The organism is Kitasatospora sp. NPDC101155 (assembly GCF_044768305.1).
In the GTDB taxonomy this organism is placed as follows: Bacteria; Actinomycetota; Actinomycetes; order Streptomycetales; family Streptomycetaceae; genus Kitasatospora.
Genome location: NZ_JBIWPN010000029.1, coordinates 61066 through 77714, shown reverse-complemented (window position 1 = coordinate 77714; position 16649 = coordinate 61066). Strand labels below are relative to the sequence as shown.

The following is a 16649-nucleotide window of genomic DNA, read 5'->3' as shown; positions in this document are numbered from 1 at the left end:
GCGGCATGACCGCCACCCTGCCCCAGGCCGGCCCGGTGCGGGCCGGGATCCGGATCGAGGAGCGCACCGAGGACGGCCTGCCGGCCGCCGCCCGGGTCGAGATCCTCGCCACCGAGCCGGTGTTCGCCGGCCACTACCCCGACTTCCCGATCTTCCCGGGGGTGTGCGTGGTCGACTGCGTCCACCGCGCCGCCACCGACGGCGACCGGGCCCCCGCGCCCACCGCCCTCGCCGCCGTGGAGTCGGCGCGCTTCGCCGGCGCCGTCTACCCCGGGGACACCCTGGTGCTCAGCCTGACCTGGCGCCGCACCGACACCGGGCTGACCTGCAAGGCCACCGCCGCCACCGAGCGGGGCAAGGCCGCCAGCGTCAAGCTCCGCTACCGCGCCGAGGACGGTGCCCGATGACCGCCCCCGCCACCGCCCTGCCCCGGGTCACCGACCTGCTGCCGCACCGCTACCCCATGCTGCTGGTGGACAAGGTCCTCGACCTCGTCCCGGGCACCGCGATCCGCGCCGTCAAGGCGATCACCCTCAACGAGCCCTGCTACGCCGGGATCTCGCCCGACGCGCCGTTCGACTACCCGCCCGCGCTGCTGATCGAGTCCTGGGGCCAGGCCGCCGGCCTGCTCGCCTCGGCCGAGGCCGGCGCCCCCACCGACCAGGTGATGCTGTTCAGCTCGGTGGCCGACGCCGAGTTCCACTCCCCGGTGCGGCCCGGCGAGCTGATCGAGCACCGGGTGCGGATCGCCCGCACCCTGCCCGACTCGGTGATCTTCGAGGGCACCGCCCACCGCGGCGACGAGACCGTGATGACCGTCGACCGCATGGTGATGGCATTCCGCCCCGCCACCCTGCTCCGCCCGGACGGGCCCGCCGCGGCGACCCCCGCCGAACCCGTCCCCACCCCCAGAGAGGCCACCCGAGGACCGACACCAGGCCCGTGGCGCTGATCAGCGGAGGATCCCGCGGGATCGGCCGGGCCGCCGTGCTCCGGCTCGCCGCCGAGGGCTACGACATCGGCTTCTGCTACCACTCGCGCGAGGAGGCGGCGATCGCCGTCGCCAAGGAGGCCGAGGAGCTCGGCGCCCGCGTGCTCCACCGCCGGGTCGACGTCGCCGACGCCGCCGCCGTCCGGGCGTGGGTCTCCGACACCGAGCGCGAGCTCGGCCCGATCGAGGCCGCCGTCACCTCGGCCGGGATCACCCGCGACAAGGGCCTCGTGATGATGAGCGACGAGGACTGGGGCGCGGTGATCCGCACCAACCTCGACGGTGTCTTCCACGTCTGCCGCGCGGTGGCCTTCGCCATGATGAAGCGCCGCCGCGGCAGCATCGTCAACGTCTCCTCGGTGGCCGGCATCTACGGCAACGCCACCCAGACCAACTACGCCGCCTCCAAGGCCGGGATCATCGGCTTCTCCCGCTCGCTGGCCAAGGAGGCCGGCCGCTACGGCATCCGGGTCAACACCGTCGCCCCCGGCTTCGTCGACACCGACATGGTCGCCGTGGTCTCCGAGAAGCTGCGCGACGAGGCCCTCGCGGGCGTCGCCCTCGGCCGGATGGGCACCGCCGAGGAGGTGGCCGAGCTGATCGCCTTCCTGGCCGGAGACAAGTCCGCCTACATGACCGGCTCGGTCGTCCAGATCGACGGCGGGATCGCGCTGTGAGCGCCACCGGACGGCGGCGCAACCCGCGCTGGTACTTCTCGCTGCGCAGCCCGTACTCCTGGTTCGCCTACCGCGACCTGCGCGACAAGTACCCCGACGTGCTGGAACAGATCGAGTGGATCCCGTACTGGGAGCCCGACCAGGAGTCCACCCGGCTGCTGGAGGAGGCCGGGGTCGTCCTGCCGGTGCAGCAGATGCAGCGGGCCAAGAACTTCTACATCCTGCGCGACGCCCGGCGCTGGGCCCAGGCCCGCGGCTGGCAGGTCACCTGGCCGATCGACCGCGCCCCGCACTGGGAGGTCTCGCACCTGGCCTACCTCGCGGCCGAGGAGGTCGGCATGGGGCGGGAGTTCGTCGACCGGGCCTACCGTGCCCGGTGGAACGAGGGCCGGGACCTCTCCGAGCGGCAGACCGTCGCCGAGATCGCGGCCGAGCTCGGCCTCGACCCGGGGCTCGGCGAAGCCCTGGACGACCCGGCGGTGCGCGCCCGGGGCATCCAGTGCCTGATCGCCGCCTACCACGACGACGCCTTCGGGGTGCCGTTCTTCATGAACGGCCGCGAGGCCTTCTGGGGCGCCGAGCGGGTCTCGGCCTTCGTCGCGGCCTTCCGCGGCGAGACCTGGGACGGCGTCAGCGACGCCCCGTTCACCGCCCTCCCGGACGCCCGGGTACCGGCGGACAGGAGGATCCGATGACCATCAGTGGAACGCCCCCGCGCGTCGTCCCGCGCTGGGTGGCGCCGACCCCGGGCCGGGCCGGCGACGCCGCCTGGGCCGAGCTGACCAGCCCCGTCCCGGCCCGGCTCGCCGCCCGGGTCCGGCTGCTGGCCCGGCGCTCGGGCACCGACTGGGAGGCCGCGCCGCTGGCCGCGCACACCGCGGTGCTCAGCGCGCTCAGCGGCGAGCGGGCCCTGATCACCGGCTACGTCCCGCCGGCCGGCACCGTCCAACCCGTCGCGCTGGCCCAGGAGGAGGAGACCTGGCGCGAGCTGCTGGCCGCCTCCGCGGGGGCGGCGGCCAGGCCCGTCGTCGGAGCCTTCGAGACCGTGCTGGACCTCGGCGGCCGCGAGCCGGCCGCGCCGCACCCGCACACCGTGCTGGTCGCCGCGCTGCGCACCGGCCCCGAGGGGCCCGCCCTGCGGCTGCGCTACCGCACCGACGTGGTGGACGCGGCGGCGGCCGAGCGGATCGCCGGGTACTACCTGAGCGCCGTGCGGCGCCTGGTCGACGAGCCGGACGCGCCCAGCCGCGCGCACAGCCTGCTGTCCGAGGCCGAGTTGCACCACCAGATCAACGAACTCTCCGGCTCGGCGCGGGAGTTGCCGGACCGCCGGTTCCATGAGCTGTTCGAGGCGCAGGTCGCCGCCGGCCCCGAGCGGACCGCCGCCGTGCACGCCGGCCGCACGCTCACCTACGCTCAGCTGAACGCCCGGGCCAACCGGATCGCCCACGCGTTGCTGGCCCGCGACCTCGGCGCCGAGGCCGTGGTCGCCGTCGTCACCGAACGCAACCTGGACTGGCTGACCGCCGTCCTCGGCATCCTCAAGGCCGGGGCCGTCTACCTCCCGGTCGAGCCGTACGCCCCGGTCGACCGGATGTCCCGCACCCTCGACCGCAGCGGCTGCCGCCTGGTGCTCACCGAGGACGGCGGCCCCGGCCACGCCGAACAGGCCCTGCCCGCCGGGGCCGAGCTGCTCACCGTGGCCGCCGCGGTGGCCGAGGACCGCTCCGAGCGCAACCCCGGGGTTCCGGTCGGCGCCGACCAGCTCGCCTACATCTACTTCACCTCCGGCTCCACCGGCGAGCCCAAGGGCGCGATGTGCGAGCACGCGGGCTTCGTCAACCACCTCTACGCGAAGATCGACGACCAGGGCATCGGCGAGGGCACCGTGGTGGCCCAGACCGCGCCGCAGTCCTTCGACATCTCGCTGTGGCAGCTGGTCTCCGCGCTGGTGACCGGCGGCAGCACGCTGATCATCGAGCAGGAGGCGATCCTCGACGTCGACCGCTACCTCGACACCGTCGAGCAGGGCCGGGTCGCGGTGCTGCAGGCTGTCCCCTCGTACCTGGAGGTGGTGCTCGCCCGGCTGGAGGAGAGCCCCCGGCCGCTGCCCGCGCTGCGCGTCGTCTCGGTCACCGGCGAGGCGCTGAAGAAGGAGCTGGCGGTCCGTTGGTTCGAGCGCTTCCCGCAGATCGCGCTGATGAACGCCTACGGGCTGACCGAGACCTCGGACGACACCAACCACGAGGTGATGACCTCGGCCCCGGTGTGGGACTCCGTCCCGCTGGGCCGTCCGGTCGGCAACGTCACCGCCTACGTCGTCGACGAGCGGCTGCGCCCGGTGCCGCTCGGCGCGCCCGGGGAGCTGGTCTTCTCCGGCGTCTGCGTCGGCCGCGGCTACATCAACGACCCGGAGCGCACCGCCGCCGCCTTCGGCGAGGACCCTCACCGGCCCGGCCGGCGCCTGTACCGGGCCGGCGACTTCGGCCGCTGGCTGCCCGGCGGCGCGCTGGAGTTCCTCGGCCGGCGGGACGCCCAGGTGAAGATCCGCGGCTTCCGGATCGAGATCGGCGAGATCGAGAACCAGCTGCTGCGGCTGCCCGGCGTGCGCGACAGCGCCGTGGTCGTGGTGGAGAGCCCCGACGAGGGCCGGCACCTGATCGGCTTCCAGACCGGCTCGGACGAACCGGAGGCGGTGCTGCGCGAGCGGCTCGCCGAGACGCTGCCCGGCTACATGGTCCCGACCCGGCTGGAGTGCCTCGACACCCTGCCGCTGACGCCCAACGGCAAGACCGACAAGAAGGCACTGCTCGCCCTGGCCGGGGAACTCGCCGACCGCGAACCGGCGGCCGACCACGAGGAGCCGGCCACCGACACCGAGCGCAGGCTGGCGCAGGCCTGGGCCGCCGTGCTGAAGGTGCCCGTCGAGGGCATCGGCCGGCACGACGACTTCTTCGCCCGGGGCGGCACCTCGCTCTCGGCGGTGCAGCTGGTGGTCCGGATGCAGCGGGCCTTCACCCTGAAGGACGTGCGCGCCCACACCACCCTGGCGGCGCTGGCCGCCCTCGTGGACGGCGAACCCGGGGGAGTCGAGACGCCCGCCGCCGCCGCCGCACCGGCCGCGGTCCCCGCCACCGGCCCGGCTCCCGCCACGGCGGTGGCAACGGTCCCGGGCGCCGCCCCGTTCGAGGTGACCAGGACCGAGGGCAGCCCCGCCGTGCTCATCCTGGACGGCCCGGCCCCCGAGGACCCGGCCGCCTGGGCCGCCGAGCACCGCGCCCGGCTGCACGCCACCGTCGCCGAACACGGGGCGCTGCTGGTGCGCGGCCTCGGGCTGCGCGACGCCGGGACGGTCGGGCGGGTCGGCCGGGTGCTGCTGAACGAGGTGATGACCGAACGGGAGGGCTTCGCGACCCGGCAGGTCCTCGCCGACGGCGTCTACTCCTCCCCGGAGTGGCCCACCGACCAGCCGATGTGCATGCACCACGAGCTGAGCTACGCCCGGGAGGTCCCCGGCACCCTGCTGTTCGCCTGCCTCACCGCGCCCGCCTCCGGCGGCGTCACCGGCGTCGCCGACTCGGCCGACGTGCTGGAGGCCCTGCCCGCCGAGCTGGTCGAGCGTTTCGAGCGGCGCGGCTGGCAGCTGGAGCGCAACTACACCGAGACCGTCGGCGTCACGCTGGCCGAGGCCTTCGGCAGCGGCGACCGGGAGGCCGTCCGGGCGTACTGCGCCGAGCGGGACATCGAGTGCCGCTGGCAGCCGAACGGCGACCTGCGCACCCGGCAGCGCGCCGCGGCCGTCCTGACCCACCCCGGTACCGGCCGGCGCGGCTGGTTCAACCAGATCGCCTTCCTCAACGAGTGGACCCTCGACCCGATGATCCGCGAGTACCTGAAGTTCGAGTTCGGCGACGACGGACTGCCGTTCAACACCCGTGACGGTGAGGGCTTCGGGCTGGACGAGGACACCGTGCTCGGCATCAACGGCGTCTACGAGAAGCACACGCTGCGCGAGCCCTGGCGGGCCGGCGACCTGATGATCGTGGACAACCTCCGGATGGCGCACAGCCGGGAGCCCTTCGAGGGCGACCGGGAGATCGCCGTCGTCCTCGGGGACCCGGTCACCGTGCCGACGCTGTCCTGACCCCTCCGGGCCCGGGTCGCCCCGGGCCCGGCCAACCCCGACGAAACCCGGGGCCGGGCACCCGTACCGCCCGGCCCCAACTCCCCGACGGATGGAGCCAACCCATGTCCCCCTCGCCGCTTGTCCCTGCCTTCGCCGTGATCACGGGCGCGCAGGTGGCCGAGGTTCTCGCGGGCCGTGAAGGCCAGGTCGTCGACCTGGTCGAGGAGGTCTACCGACTGCACGGCCAGGGCGATTCGGTCAACCCGCCCTCGTACTTCCTGCGCTTCCCCGACCGGCCGAGCTCGCGGATCATCGCGCTGCCCGCCTCGGTCGGCGGCGCCCGGCCGACCGACGGCCTGAAGTGGATCTCCAGCTTCCCGGAGAACGTCGCCGCCGGCATCCCGCGTGCCTCGGCCGTCCTGATCCTCAACGACCACGACACCGGCTACCCGTTCGCCTGCCTGGAATCGTCGATCATCAGCGCCTCCCGTACCGCCGCCTCGGCGACGCTGGCGGCGGACCGGCTCAGCCGGGGCGAGCGGGCGCGCCGGGTCGGCTTCATCGGCACCGGCCTGATCGCCCGCTACATCCACCACTTCCTGGAGTCCACGGGCTGGACCTTCGACCAGCTCGGCGTGCACGACCTGTCGGCCGAGCACGCCGGCAGCTTCGCCGATTACCTGTCCGGCCGCTCCGGCGAGGCCAAGGCCACCGTCCACGACAGCGCCGAGAGCCTGATCCGCGACAGCGACCTGGTCGTCCTCGCCACCGTGGCCGGCACCCCGCACATCCACGAGCCGGCCTGGTTCTCGCACAACCCGCTGGTGCTGAACGTCTCGCTGCGCGACCTGGCCCCCGAGGTGCTGCTCGCCTCCGCCAACATCGTGGACGACGTGGAGCACTGCCTGAAGGCGGACACCTCCCCGCACCTGGTCGAACAGCGCACCGGCAACCGGGACTTCATCGACGGCACGCTCTTCGACGTGCTGGAGGGCCGGGTGGAGCTGCCCGCCGACAAGCCCGTCGTCTTCTCGCCCTTCGGCCTCGGCGTGCTCGACCTCGGCCTCGGCCGCTTCGTCCACGACACCCTGGCCGCCGACGGCCGGCTCGCCACGGTCGACGGCTTCTTCCACGAGCTGGACCGCTACGGCCGCGAGGCCGGGAAGCAGGTGGCCCGGTGACCATCGTCTCGGCCCCGTACGAGATCAACGTGGACGACGTGTTCGTCGACCTCCGCCCGGTCTTCTCGGTGCCGCTCTACCTCAAGGCCGAGGGACTGAACCTCGCGGGCTCGGTCAAGCTCAAGGCGGCGCTGGAGATGGTGCTCGCCGCCGAGCGCGACGGGCTGCTCTCCCCGGGCGACGTGCTGGTGGAGTCCTCCTCCGGCAACCTCGGGGTGGCGCTCAGCATGATCGCGGCCAACCGCGGCTACGGCTTCCTGTGCGTCACCGACTCCCGGTGCAACCCGGCCAGCCGCCGGTTGATGGAGGCCTTCGGCGCCCGGGTGCTGGTCATCTCCCGGCCGGACAAGGAGCGCGGCCTGCTCGGCGCCCGGCTCGACTACGTGCAGCGCCTGTGCGACTTCGACTCCCGCTACGTGTGGCTCAACCAGTACACCAACCCGCGCAACTGGCTGGCCCACTACCGCAACACCGGACCGGCCATCGCCGCCCAGTTCCCCGAGCTCGACGTGCTGTTCGTCGGCGCCGGGACCACCGGCACCCTGATGGGCTGCGCCCGCTACTTCCGCGAGCGCGAGCGCCCGGTGAGGATCGTGGCCGTCGACAGCATCGGCTCGGTGAGCTTCGGCGGACCGGCGCTCACCCGGTACATCCCGGGCCTCGGCGCCGGCGTGCGGCCGCAGCTGCTGGACGACTCGCTGGTCGACGACGTGGTCATGGTGCCCGAGCGGGAGACCCTGGAGCGCTGCCACACCATGGCCCGGGCGGGCTTCCTGTTCGGCGGCTCCACCGGGACGGTGGTCAGCGGCGCGCTGCGCTGGCTCGCCGACCACCCCGGCTCGGAGCACCTCACCGCCGTCGCGCTCTCCCCGGACCAGGGCGACCGCTACCTCGACTCGCTGTACGACCCGGCGTGGATCGAGGAGCACTTCGGCACGGAGGGCGGCTGGCCCGCCGCCGCGCCGCGGCCGGCCGACGTACGGCCGCAGCTGGTCGCCAGCACGAGCTGACCCGGCATCCGCCGGGTCCCGGGGCCGGCAAGGCGCGGTTCGCTGTACGTCAACGCGGCCGGCCCGGATCGCGCGGTCGCGATCACCTGAGGAAACGCGGTGCCCGTACGGTGGCGCCCCGGTCGGACCCGGGGCGCCACCGCGGCGTTTTCCGCCCCTTCCGCGGCCGCTTTCCGAGGGTCCGTCCGCAGCCCTTTTCGCAGCCGCTCCGCCGCCGCGCGGCGTGACCGGAATCGGTCAACCACTCCCGGCGCAGGGCGCGCGATCGCCACCAACGGTGGGCGGACGCACGCGCACCGTCACCCCCGCGGGTGGGTGCCCGCCGTTTGGGCACCCCGGCGCGCAACTTGTTGACAGCACCGTAGGAGGGCCGCGCCGCCGCGTTGTTCGATGACGCTGGACGCCAGTCCCATGTCATGGGGGAGCGATGAGGAAACTGTCGACGGTTCCGGAACAGACACCACACCCGTCGGACCAGCCCGGCGATGTCGTCGAGCAGGGGCTGCTGGAGGTGAAGGCCCTGATCGAGGATGCCGTGGTCAGGCACCGGGACCTGGTCGCCCGGGGTGCGGTGGTCACACCGGTGAAGCCCGGCGAGGCGGTGCTGTCCGCCGAGGTGGCCCGGCTGATCGGCGGCGCCCGGCACAGCCTGGAGGTGGTGCTGGCCTCCGACCGGCCGCGGGCCGCAGAGATGTACCAGGCCCTGGACGGGCAGCTCACCGGCTTGGACGCCGGCGTCGCCGTGCGGCTGCTGTGCGCCCCCGAGGCGCTGGACCGGGAGTTCGTCCGTCGGCAGCTCGAAGCGGGCCGCTCGCTGGACGTCAGGACCGCTCAGATCCCGTGGGTCGAAGTCATCTTGGTCGACCGTCAGATCGCCTTCTCGTGCTCCGACCCGGTGGCCGGCAGCCTGCGGGCCTCGGTCACCCGGGACACCTCGGTGCTGCGGGCGCTGCACAACCTGTTCGCCGGCGTCTGGCGCCGGGCCGTCCCGCTGGACAGCCAGGTCGACTTCGGGGACTGGGCGCGCGCCGAGTTCGCCCGGCGGATCCTGGACCGGCTCAACGCCGGGGTGACGGACGAGGTGGCCGCCCGCGACCTGTCCGTCTCGGTACGCACCTACCGCCGCTACGTGGCCGACATCATGGGCCAACTGGGCGCCAACTCCCGCTTCCAGGCCGGCGCGCGGGCCGCCGAACTCGGCCTGCTGTCCGCCGGGCGGGCCCCCCGCCCCGGCGCCGCGCCCCGCCTGGCCGACGGCCGCCGCCTGCGCCTCGGCGCCGTGGCAGCTTCCTGAAACGGCCGTTGTCGCCCGCCCCGGGCGGGGGTTAGAAAAGACGAAGGAAATCCGACGGAAACCGCCCGTCGCGCATTCCGGGCCGTGGTTCGCGGCCGAACACCCTCCCGCCGTCCGTCCGCCGCCCCACCACGCGGACCGGAACGGCAAGCGCCGAAGAGCCTCCGGCAGCCACCTCCCCGGGCGGGCTGCCGGATCAGCCGCCCGGGCGGCGCGGAACCCCTCGGGGAACCGCGCCCCGGACGGTGGCGACGCGGCGGAGCCGGAACCGTTCCCCCGGCGGAACCGGCTCCGCCTCGAAGCCCGGACGAGACGGTGAGCCCCCGGCTGGAAGGTTCATCCCTTGACATCCTCCTCCGGCTGAAGCCGGAGGATCCAACCCTCACGGGCCGGGCTTTCTGCTTCACAGCCGGCTGCCGACCTGGGATTACCAGCGAAGGGACGGTGTACCGCCCATCGGTCTTACATCAGCTCCACAGACCTGACTTCCCGCCGGCCCGGCGCTGACTCCTGCCCCGCTGCACGGGAAGTCCGTTCCCTCCCCCGGCCAAAGCCAGGGGTATCCACGGAGGTATCAGATGACCCCCGAACCGATCGCGCTGCTGTTCCCCGGGCAAGGCACTCAGAAGCAGGGCATGGGCGAGCCCTGGCGGGACACCGGCGCCTGGGCCCTGGTCGAGACGGTCTCCGAGCAGTCCGGGCAGGACATCGCCGAACTGCTCCTGCACACCGACGGCGCGCTGCTGCGCCGCACCGACCTGGCCCAACTGGTGGTGTTCACCGTCGCGGTGATGGCCCACGACGAGGCCCGTCGCAGCGGGCTGCTGGCCGAGGCACCGATCGCCTGCGCCGGCCACAGCCTCGGCGAGTACGCGGCCCTGGTCGCCGCCGGAGCCCTCGGCCTGGCCGACGCGGCCCGGCTGGTCGCCGTCCGCGGCAGCGCCATGCGGGAGGCCGCGGAGCTGCGCGAGGGCACCATGGGCGTGCTGGTCGGCGCCCCGGTGCAGGCCGTCGAGGAGCTGACCGCCGACGCCCGCGCCGCCGGGCACCAGGTCTGGGTGGCCAATGTGAACGCGCCCGGCCAGGTCGTGGTCTCCGGCTCGGTCGAGGGCGTCGCGGCGGCCTGCGCCGGTGCGCCGGGGATCGGCGCCAAGCCGATCTCCATCCCGGTCGGGGGCGCGTTCCACAGTCCGTACATGGCCCCGGCCGCGGAGCGGCTGCGCGCGGCCCTGGCGGGCGTCGAGTTCGCCGCCCTGCACACCCCGGTGGTCGCCAACACGGATGCCCGGCCGCACGCCTCCGGCGCCGACTGGCCGGAACTGATGATCCGTCAACTCACCTTCCCCGTGCTGTGGGAGGCCGGCGTCCGCACGCTGGTCGACCGGATGGGGTGCCGCCGGCTGATCGAGCTGGGCCCCGGTCGCACCCTGGCCGGCGTGGCCCGCCGGATCGCCCCGGAGACCGAGGTGGTCTCCATCGACAGCCCGGTCGCTCTCGGGGCCGTGGGGCCCGCCTCCCGGGTTCTCGCCTGATCCGACAACCCCAGCCCTGATCCGACAGTCCTCGCCTCGATTCGGCAGGACCCGAGAGACAGCCCCTTGGCCCGGCGGCGCCGGGCGCCCGGCGCCGAGGGAACGAGAGGAGCCGTAGAGATGATCGAGAGCGCGGTCGAGAGCCGCTGGTTCCGGCGTTACCCGCCGCGGGGCGGCGTGGTGGCCAAGCGGTTGGTCTGCCTGCCGCACGCGGGCGGGACCGCCGGCATGTTCCACGGCTGGGCCGGTGAACTCGGCCCCGGCGTCGAGGTGCTGGCCACCCGCTACCCCGGGCGGCAGGAGCGCTTCGGCGAGGAGTGCGTCACCAGCATGAAGGAGCTGACCGACGAGGTCGTCCGGGCGCTGCTGCCACTGTCGGACGTGCCGCTGCACCTGTTCGGCCACAGCATGGGTGCCTCGCTCGGCTACGAGGTCGCGCTCCGGATGGAGAACGAGCACGGCGTCCGCCTGGCGGGGCTGCACGTGTCCAGCCGCAAGGCCCCGCACCGGGTCGACTCCCCGCCGGTCCACCTCGGCGGGGACGCGGCCATCATCGAGACCGTGGCCGGACTCGGCGGCACCGAGGCGGGCCTGCTCGGCGATCCCGACCTGTACGAGCTGGTGATGCCCGCGCTGCGCGCCGACTTCGAGATCGTCGGTACCTACCTCGCCCGGCCCGGCTACCCGGTGGCCTGCCCGGTGGCCGCGTACGTCGGCGACCGCGACCCGGGGGTCAGCCCGGTCGACATGGCGGCCTGGGCCGACGTGGCCTCCGGCGGCTTCGACCTGACGGTGTACCCGGGCGACCACTTCTACCTGGCCCTGCAGCGGGACGCCCTGCTGCACGACCTGGCTGCCCGGATCGCGTGACGCGATGGGCACCGACACCATGACCTCGACCGACGAGGACCCGGCCGGCGGCGTCGGCGTCCTGGACCGGCCCTGCGGGGTCGGCGTCCTCGACAAGACCTCCGTCCTGCTCTGCGCCCTCGCCGACGGCCCGGCCTCGCTGCGGACCCTCAGTGAGACCACCGGCCTGCACCGGGCCACCGTGCACCGGCTCGCGCTCGCCCTGGAGTCCATCCGGCTGCTCACCCGCGACGTCCAGGGCCGCTTCGCGATCGGCCCGCGGATCGGCGAGCTCGCCGACGGCGCCCGGCGCGACCTGCTGGTGCGGGGCGTGGGGCAGGAGCGGCTGCTGAAGAGGTCCCAGGAGGTGCTGGGGGAGCTGCGCGAGCGCACCGGCGCCAGCGCGCGGCTCTACCGTCGCAAGGGCGACGTGCGGATCTGCGTGGCCTCCGCCGAGGCCGACGGCAGCGCGCGCAAGGACGGTTCGGCGCTGGACTCGGCGCTGCCGATGACGGCGGGCGCGGGCGCGCAGGCGCTGCTCGCCTGGGAGAAGCCGGCCGAACTCGCCCGGCTGATCCAGCGCGCCGCCTTCGGCGCGGCCAGCCTGACCAAGGTGCGCCAGCAGGGCTGGGCACAGAGCCTGGGCCGGGGCGAACTGGGCTTCGCCGCGGCCGCGGTGCCGGTGCGCGGGCCCGGTGGGCTGGTGATCGCCGCGCTCGTCCTGGACGGCCCGGTCACCCTGCTCACCCGTACCCCCGGCCGTCGCCACGGCGGCCTGCTGATCGACGCGGCCACCGCCCTGGGCCCCAGGCGGCCCTGACGGCGCGCCGCCCTCCCGTGAGCCACCCGCCGGGGCACCCCCACTGCCCCCGGGGCCGGCCTCCTGGGCCCTGTTCACCCCGACAGGACCCAGGTGGCAGGCCCTCCGGCGGGTCCAACCGGGCCCCGGTCCGACCCCACGCGGACCGGGGCCCGCATGCGTGCGCTGACAGCTTGCTGCCAGCTTGTCGGGGCGAATGCCGGTCGCGGCGTGAGGGCTCCTAAGGTCGGATTCGAACAATCGTCCCGATGCTTCGCCCGGAGGACCGATGCCCACTCCCACCGCCGCGATGAGGCCGGACTCCCTGGCGGCCCGGCTGGACCTCGCCGATCCGGACTTCGCCGCCCGGCTGTGCCTGCGGCTCTCCGCCGCCGAGCTGAGGTTGCGTGCGACGGCGGGCGACGCCCCGCACCCCCTGGTCGCCGAATGGTCCCGCTACCTGATCGAGGCCGGCGGCAAGCGGCTGCGGCCGCTGCTGGTGCTGCTGGCGGCCGAGTTCGCCACCGCCGGCCCCGACCGCGCGACCGCGGACCGGGTGCTGGACGCCGCCGTCCTGGTCGAGTTGGTCCACGTCGCCTCGCTGCACCACGATGACGTGATGGACGGTGCCCGCAGCCGCCACGGGGTGCCGAGCGCCCCCGCCCGCTGGGGCAACCGTACGGCGGTGCACCTGGGCGACCGGCTGCTGGTCCGGGCGGGCCGGCTCGCCGCCGACCTCGGCCCCGAGGTGGTGCGGCTGCAGGGCGAGGCCGCCGAGCGGCTGGTCCGCGGACAACTGCGGGAGCTGACAGGCCCGTTGGACGGTGAGTCTGCGCTCGGCCACCACCTCGCGGTGATCGCCGACAAGACCGGCTCGCTGATCGCGCTCGCGCTGCGGATCGGCGCCGAGCTGGTGGGCGCTCCCCGGCCCGTCGCCCGGGCGTTGGCCCAGTACGGCGAGCAGCTCGGCCTGGTCTTCCAACTCTCCGACGACCTGCTGGACTTCGCCTCCGAGCCCGGCGAGTCCGGCAAGGACGCCGGGATCGACCTCGCCGTCGGCGTCCGGACCCTGCCGATGCTCTTGGCGCTCGGCGAGGACGGCCCGCGCGCCGCCGAGCTGCGGTCCCTGCTGGAGCGCGGCCCGCTGGCCGACGAACGGGACCGCCGCCGGGCGGCCGAACTGCTGCGCCGTTCCAGTGCCGAGGCCCGCGCCCGGGAGCTGCTGCACGGTCACGCCACCGAAGCCCGGGACGCGTTGGCCGCCCTGCCGGACATCCCGGCCCGCGCCGCGCTGGCCGACCTGGTCGGCCTGGTCGAGCACCGCTCGGCGTAGGCCCGTCCGGGCACATGCGAAGGGGCCACCGGGTCGTCACCGACCCGGCGGCCCCTTCGCCGTCGCCGACGCAGGTCAGCCCGAGGTGCGGCCGCTGCCGACCAGCACGGGCTCCGCACCGGCCGGGTTCGGCGCCTGCTCCTTGAGGCCCGGCCACCAGGCCCGACGGCCGAGCAGAGTGGTGGTGGCGGGTACGAGGAACAGCGCCATCACGAAGGCGGTGAGCAGGATGCCGAACGCCACCGCGAAGCCCATCTGCTGGAGCATCGAGTTGTCCGCGAGCATCAGGACGCCGAAGGTGCCGGCCAGGATGACCGCCGCCGCGCCCATGGTCGGCGCGGAGCGGGCGACCGCGTGCTTGATCGCCTCACGCGGGTCGTTGCCGTCGCGGATCTCCTCCCGCAATCGGGCGACCATCAGGATGTTGTAGTCGGTGCCGATGGCCACCACGAACAGGTAGACCAGCACCGGCAGGCTGAACAGCACGCCGTTGGTGCCCTTGACGCCCTGGAACAGCCAGACGGTGGCGCCGAGCGTGCCGGCGAACCCGAGGCCGACCGAGATCATCAGGAACCACGGCGCGACGACGCTGCGCAGCAGCAGGCCGAGGATGATCATGATCGCGAGGCCGGCCACCGGGAAGACCACGGTGTAGTCGCGTTCGACGGCGGTGCGGATGTCGGCCAGGACGGCGGTGTTGCCGCCGACCAGGGCGCGGGTGCCGCTGGGCGCGGCCGCGTGGGCCTGGTCCCGCAGCTGGCCGTCGACCAGGTCGAGCGCCTTGTCCTCCATCGGGTTGTAGGCGAGCGAGACGCTGTACTGCGCGACGCTGCCGTCGGCCGAGGGCTGGGCGGGGGAGACCTGGGCGACCCCGGCGACGCCGGCGATCTTGTCCCGGAAGGCGTCGAGCTGGTCGGTGGCCAGCTTGCCGCCGCCGGTGTTCTCCAGCAGTACCTGGGTGGGCTCGGCCTTGCCGGCCGAGAACCCCTTCTGCAGGTCGTTCATCGCCTGCACCGATTCGAGGTTCTTCGGCTGCGAGCTGCCCATGTCGAAGTCGGCCTTGAAGCCGAGGGCGCCGATGGCGAGGACCACCAGCAGGCCGCCGGAGACGGTTGCCACGAGGCCCGGGCGGCGGGCCGTCAGGGCGCCGATCCGCTGCGCCAGGACGTTCTTCGGCTCGCGCTTCCAGGCCTTGGAAGGCCAGAACGCGCCCCGGCCGAGCAGGGCGAACACGGCCGGTACCAGGGTGACACCGGCGATCGCGCTGACCGCGACGGAGATCGCCAGCGAGGGCCCCATGGCGCGCAGCATGCCCATGGTGGACAGGGTCAGCGCGAGGAAGGCCACCACGACGGCGCCGGCCGCGGAGGCGATGGTCTCGCCGACGCGGGCGACGGCCTCGGCCATCGCGGGCCGCGGCTCCATCCCGGCCCGCAGGAACTCGCGGTAGCGGAAGAGCAGGAAGAGCAGGTAGTCGGTGCCGACACCGAACAGGACGACGATCAGCATCGTCGAGGACGAGGAGTCGGCGTTCAGTCCGAAGACCTTGGCGGCGGTGGCGATCAGCCCGTTGGCGGTGAGGTAGACCAGGGTGATCAGAACCACCGGCATCAGTGCGATCAGCGGGCTGCGGAAGATGATGCCGAGCAGGACGACGATGAGCAGCAGCGTCGCCATCATGATCATGCCGTCGGTGTTGTCGCCGGACTCCTGGGCGTCCAGCGCGCTGGCGGCGGGGCCGGTCGTCCCGATCTTGAGGCTGGTGCCGTTCAGCAGCTCCTTGACGTCCACGCGCAGCTGCTTGACGTTGTCGGTGACGGTGGCGTCGGAGAGGTCCTTGTTGTCGGCGTAGATCTGCGCGAGGCCGATCTTGCCGTCCGGGGAGACCGCGGCCGGGTCGGCCTGGATCTTGGTGAGGTGGGCGTAGTGCTTGGCCTGCAGGCCGGTGGCGACCTTCTGGATGTCGGCCTTGTCGGCGTCGGTGAACGCACCGCCGTCGGTGCGCTGGAAGACGGCGATCGCGGCCGGGTGGTCCTCCTGCCCGGGGAAGGCGCGCTTCTCCAGGTCGGCGACCTGCACCGACTCGTAGTGCGAGGGCAGGAACTCGGTCTGGTCGGTGGTCGATTCGAGCTTGGGGGAGAGGGCCGTCAGCGCGACCGCGGCGATCAGCCAGGCCACGACGACAAGCCACGGCCGGCGGACGACGAACCGTCCGATCCGTGTGAACATGACACTCCTTGCGTTCGACGACACCCGACGATCCCGGTGAATGGCGGGGCGCGGGGCATGCTGCGAACTGGTGGGTGGCGTGCGATCGAAACGGGCGATCGCAGTCAGTGAGCCTGCAGCATCGCACCGTCGCCCTGCTTTGCACCTGTCACCTGACAGCTAGTGGCCATCGGGCGGGGCCTGCGGCCCGCCGCGCTTCAGCTTGCGGACCGCTGCCCGGCGAACCGTGGCCCGCGTCGCCCGAGGCTGCCTACGGTCGAGGGCATCGTCTGTGGAATCGTCTGTGGAGCGGAGGAGGTAGTCCGGTGTCGAAGACCACGCCTGCGAGCGACGACCGCGTACCGCCGAGGAGGCGCCTCGGACTCACGGGCGGCAGCGAGGACCCGCTCGCCACCGCCCTCAGCGGCGATCCGTCGTCGATCGAACTCGACGCGCTCACCGCCGTGTTGGCCATCTTCTCGGGCAACCCGGCGCACCCGGCGGAGATCTGGGCGCGGGCCTCCGGCCTGCCCGCCCGGGACCGCGCCCAGCTCAGGGCCCGGGGCCGCACCCGGACCCCGGTCCGCCGCGAGGCCCCCTAGACGCGCCGCAGTGGGCGGATGGCAGCTTCTTGCGAGCCCGATTGTCC

General features: G+C 73.8%; 14 protein-coding genes. 13 read left to right on the top strand and 1 reads right to left on the bottom strand.

Annotated elements, in window-relative coordinates; translation table 11 throughout:
• Window positions 1-5 precede the first annotated feature (5 nt).
• The 12 genes from ACIRYZ_RS32200 to ACIRYZ_RS32145 all read left to right on the top strand — a co-directional run bounded on the left by ACIRYZ_RS32200 (window position 6) and on the right by ACIRYZ_RS32145 (window position 13792).
• Window positions 6-407: a 3-hydroxyacyl-ACP dehydratase FabZ family protein gene (locus ACIRYZ_RS32200; protein ID WP_402951140.1), complete on the top strand. Its 402-nt coding sequence runs from the start codon at window positions 6-8 to the stop codon at window positions 405-407.
• Window positions 404-952: a 3-hydroxyacyl-ACP dehydratase FabZ family protein gene (locus tag ACIRYZ_RS32195; RefSeq protein WP_402951138.1), complete on the top strand. Its 549-nt coding sequence runs from the start codon at window positions 404-406 to the stop codon at window positions 950-952. Before ACIRYZ_RS32200 ends, ACIRYZ_RS32195 begins: the two co-directional genes overlap by 4 nt.
• Window positions 943-1668, top strand: a complete 726-nt coding sequence (gene fabG, locus ACIRYZ_RS32190) for a 3-oxoacyl-ACP reductase FabG (RefSeq protein ID WP_402951136.1) — start codon at window positions 943-945, stop codon at window positions 1666-1668. Before ACIRYZ_RS32195 ends, fabG begins: the two co-directional genes overlap by 10 nt.
• Entirely contained in the window at window positions 1665-2363 is a 699-nt protein-coding gene (locus ACIRYZ_RS32185) for a 2-hydroxychromene-2-carboxylate isomerase (protein WP_402951133.1), read from the top strand. The genes fabG and ACIRYZ_RS32185 overlap by 4 nt, the downstream gene beginning before the upstream one ends.
• Entirely contained in the window at window positions 2360-5812 is a 3453-nt protein-coding gene (locus ACIRYZ_RS32180; protein ID WP_402951131.1) for an amino acid adenylation domain-containing protein, read from the top strand. The genes ACIRYZ_RS32185 and ACIRYZ_RS32180 overlap by 4 nt, the downstream gene beginning before the upstream one ends.
• Before the next feature lie 104 nt (window positions 5813-5916).
• Window positions 5917-6975: a 2,3-diaminopropionate biosynthesis protein SbnB gene (gene sbnB / locus ACIRYZ_RS32175; protein WP_402951128.1), complete on the top strand. Its 1059-nt coding sequence runs from the start codon at window positions 5917-5919 to the stop codon at window positions 6973-6975.
• Window positions 6972-7985, top strand: a complete 1014-nt coding sequence (gene sbnA, locus ACIRYZ_RS32170; protein ID WP_402951125.1) for a 2,3-diaminopropionate biosynthesis protein SbnA — start codon at window positions 6972-6974, stop codon at window positions 7983-7985. The genes sbnB and sbnA overlap by 4 nt, the downstream gene beginning before the upstream one ends.
• Window positions 7986-8412: 427 nt before the next feature.
• Window positions 8413-9279: a LuxR family transcriptional regulator gene (locus tag ACIRYZ_RS32165; protein ID WP_402951122.1), complete on the top strand. Its 867-nt coding sequence runs from the start codon at window positions 8413-8415 to the stop codon at window positions 9277-9279.
• Window positions 9280-9857: 578 nt separating this feature from the next.
• Window positions 9858-10811, top strand: coding sequence for an ACP S-malonyltransferase (locus tag ACIRYZ_RS32160; protein WP_402951119.1), 954 nt, complete (start codon window positions 9858-9860; stop codon window positions 10809-10811).
• Window positions 10812-10931: 120 nt separating this feature from the next.
• Window positions 10932-11681, top strand: coding sequence for a thioesterase II family protein (locus tag ACIRYZ_RS32155; protein ID WP_402951117.1), 750 nt, complete (start codon window positions 10932-10934; stop codon window positions 11679-11681).
• A gap of 4 nt (window positions 11682-11685) precedes the next feature.
• Window positions 11686-12480 (top strand): IclR family transcriptional regulator, encoded by a 795-nt coding sequence (locus tag ACIRYZ_RS32150; protein WP_402951114.1) that lies wholly within the window; start codon window positions 11686-11688, stop codon window positions 12478-12480.
• 268 nt (window positions 12481-12748) lie between these two features.
• The gene (locus tag ACIRYZ_RS32145; protein WP_402951111.1) at window positions 12749-13792 is read left to right on the top strand and encodes a polyprenyl synthetase family protein; all 1044 of its coding nucleotides are present in this window, start codon (window positions 12749-12751) and stop codon (window positions 13790-13792) included.
• Window positions 13793-13867: 75 nt separating this feature from the next.
• Here ACIRYZ_RS32145 and ACIRYZ_RS32140 read toward each other — a convergent pair whose 3' ends face one another.
• Complete coding sequence (locus tag ACIRYZ_RS32140; protein WP_402951108.1) at window positions 13868-16021, bottom strand: MMPL family transporter; 2154 nt, start codon at window positions 16019-16021, stop codon at window positions 13868-13870.
• A 305-nt stretch (window positions 16022-16326) separates the two neighbouring features.
• Here ACIRYZ_RS32140 and ACIRYZ_RS32135 point away from each other — a divergent pair, with 305 nt between their 5' ends.
• Window positions 16327-16602 (top strand): hypothetical protein, encoded by a 276-nt coding sequence (locus tag ACIRYZ_RS32135; RefSeq protein WP_402951105.1) that lies wholly within the window; start codon window positions 16327-16329, stop codon window positions 16600-16602.
• Window positions 16603-16649: the final 47 nt, after the last annotated feature.

What these genes read in the sequence shown, in the direction of transcription:
- ACIRYZ_RS32200 (WP_402951140.1), top strand. Translation starts at nt 6, where the DNA reads ATGACCGCCACCCTGCCCCAGGCCGGCCCGGTGCGGGCCGGGATCCGG.
- ACIRYZ_RS32195 (WP_402951138.1), top strand. Translation starts at nt 404, where the DNA reads ATGACCGCCCCCGCCACCGCCCTGCCCCGGGTCACCGACCTGCTGCCG.
- ACIRYZ_RS32140 (WP_402951108.1), bottom strand. Translation starts at nt 16,021, where the DNA reads ATGTTCACACGGATCGGACGGTTCGTCGTCCGCCGGCCGTGGCTTGTC.
- ACIRYZ_RS32165 (WP_402951122.1), top strand. Translation starts at nt 8,413, where the DNA reads ATGAGGAAACTGTCGACGGTTCCGGAACAGACACCACACCCGTCGGAC.
- ACIRYZ_RS32145 (WP_402951111.1), top strand. Translation starts at nt 12,749, where the DNA reads ATGCCCACTCCCACCGCCGCGATGAGGCCGGACTCCCTGGCGGCCCGG.
- ACIRYZ_RS32160 (WP_402951119.1), top strand. Translation starts at nt 9,858, where the DNA reads ATGACCCCCGAACCGATCGCGCTGCTGTTCCCCGGGCAAGGCACTCAG.
- ACIRYZ_RS32155 (WP_402951117.1), top strand. Translation starts at nt 10,932, where the DNA reads ATGATCGAGAGCGCGGTCGAGAGCCGCTGGTTCCGGCGTTACCCGCCG.
- sbnB (WP_402951128.1), top strand. Translation starts at nt 5,917, where the DNA reads ATGTCCCCCTCGCCGCTTGTCCCTGCCTTCGCCGTGATCACGGGCGCG.
- ACIRYZ_RS32150 (WP_402951114.1), top strand. Translation starts at nt 11,686, where the DNA reads ATGGGCACCGACACCATGACCTCGACCGACGAGGACCCGGCCGGCGGC.
- ACIRYZ_RS32180 (WP_402951131.1), top strand. Translation starts at nt 2,360, where the DNA reads ATGACCATCAGTGGAACGCCCCCGCGCGTCGTCCCGCGCTGGGTGGCG.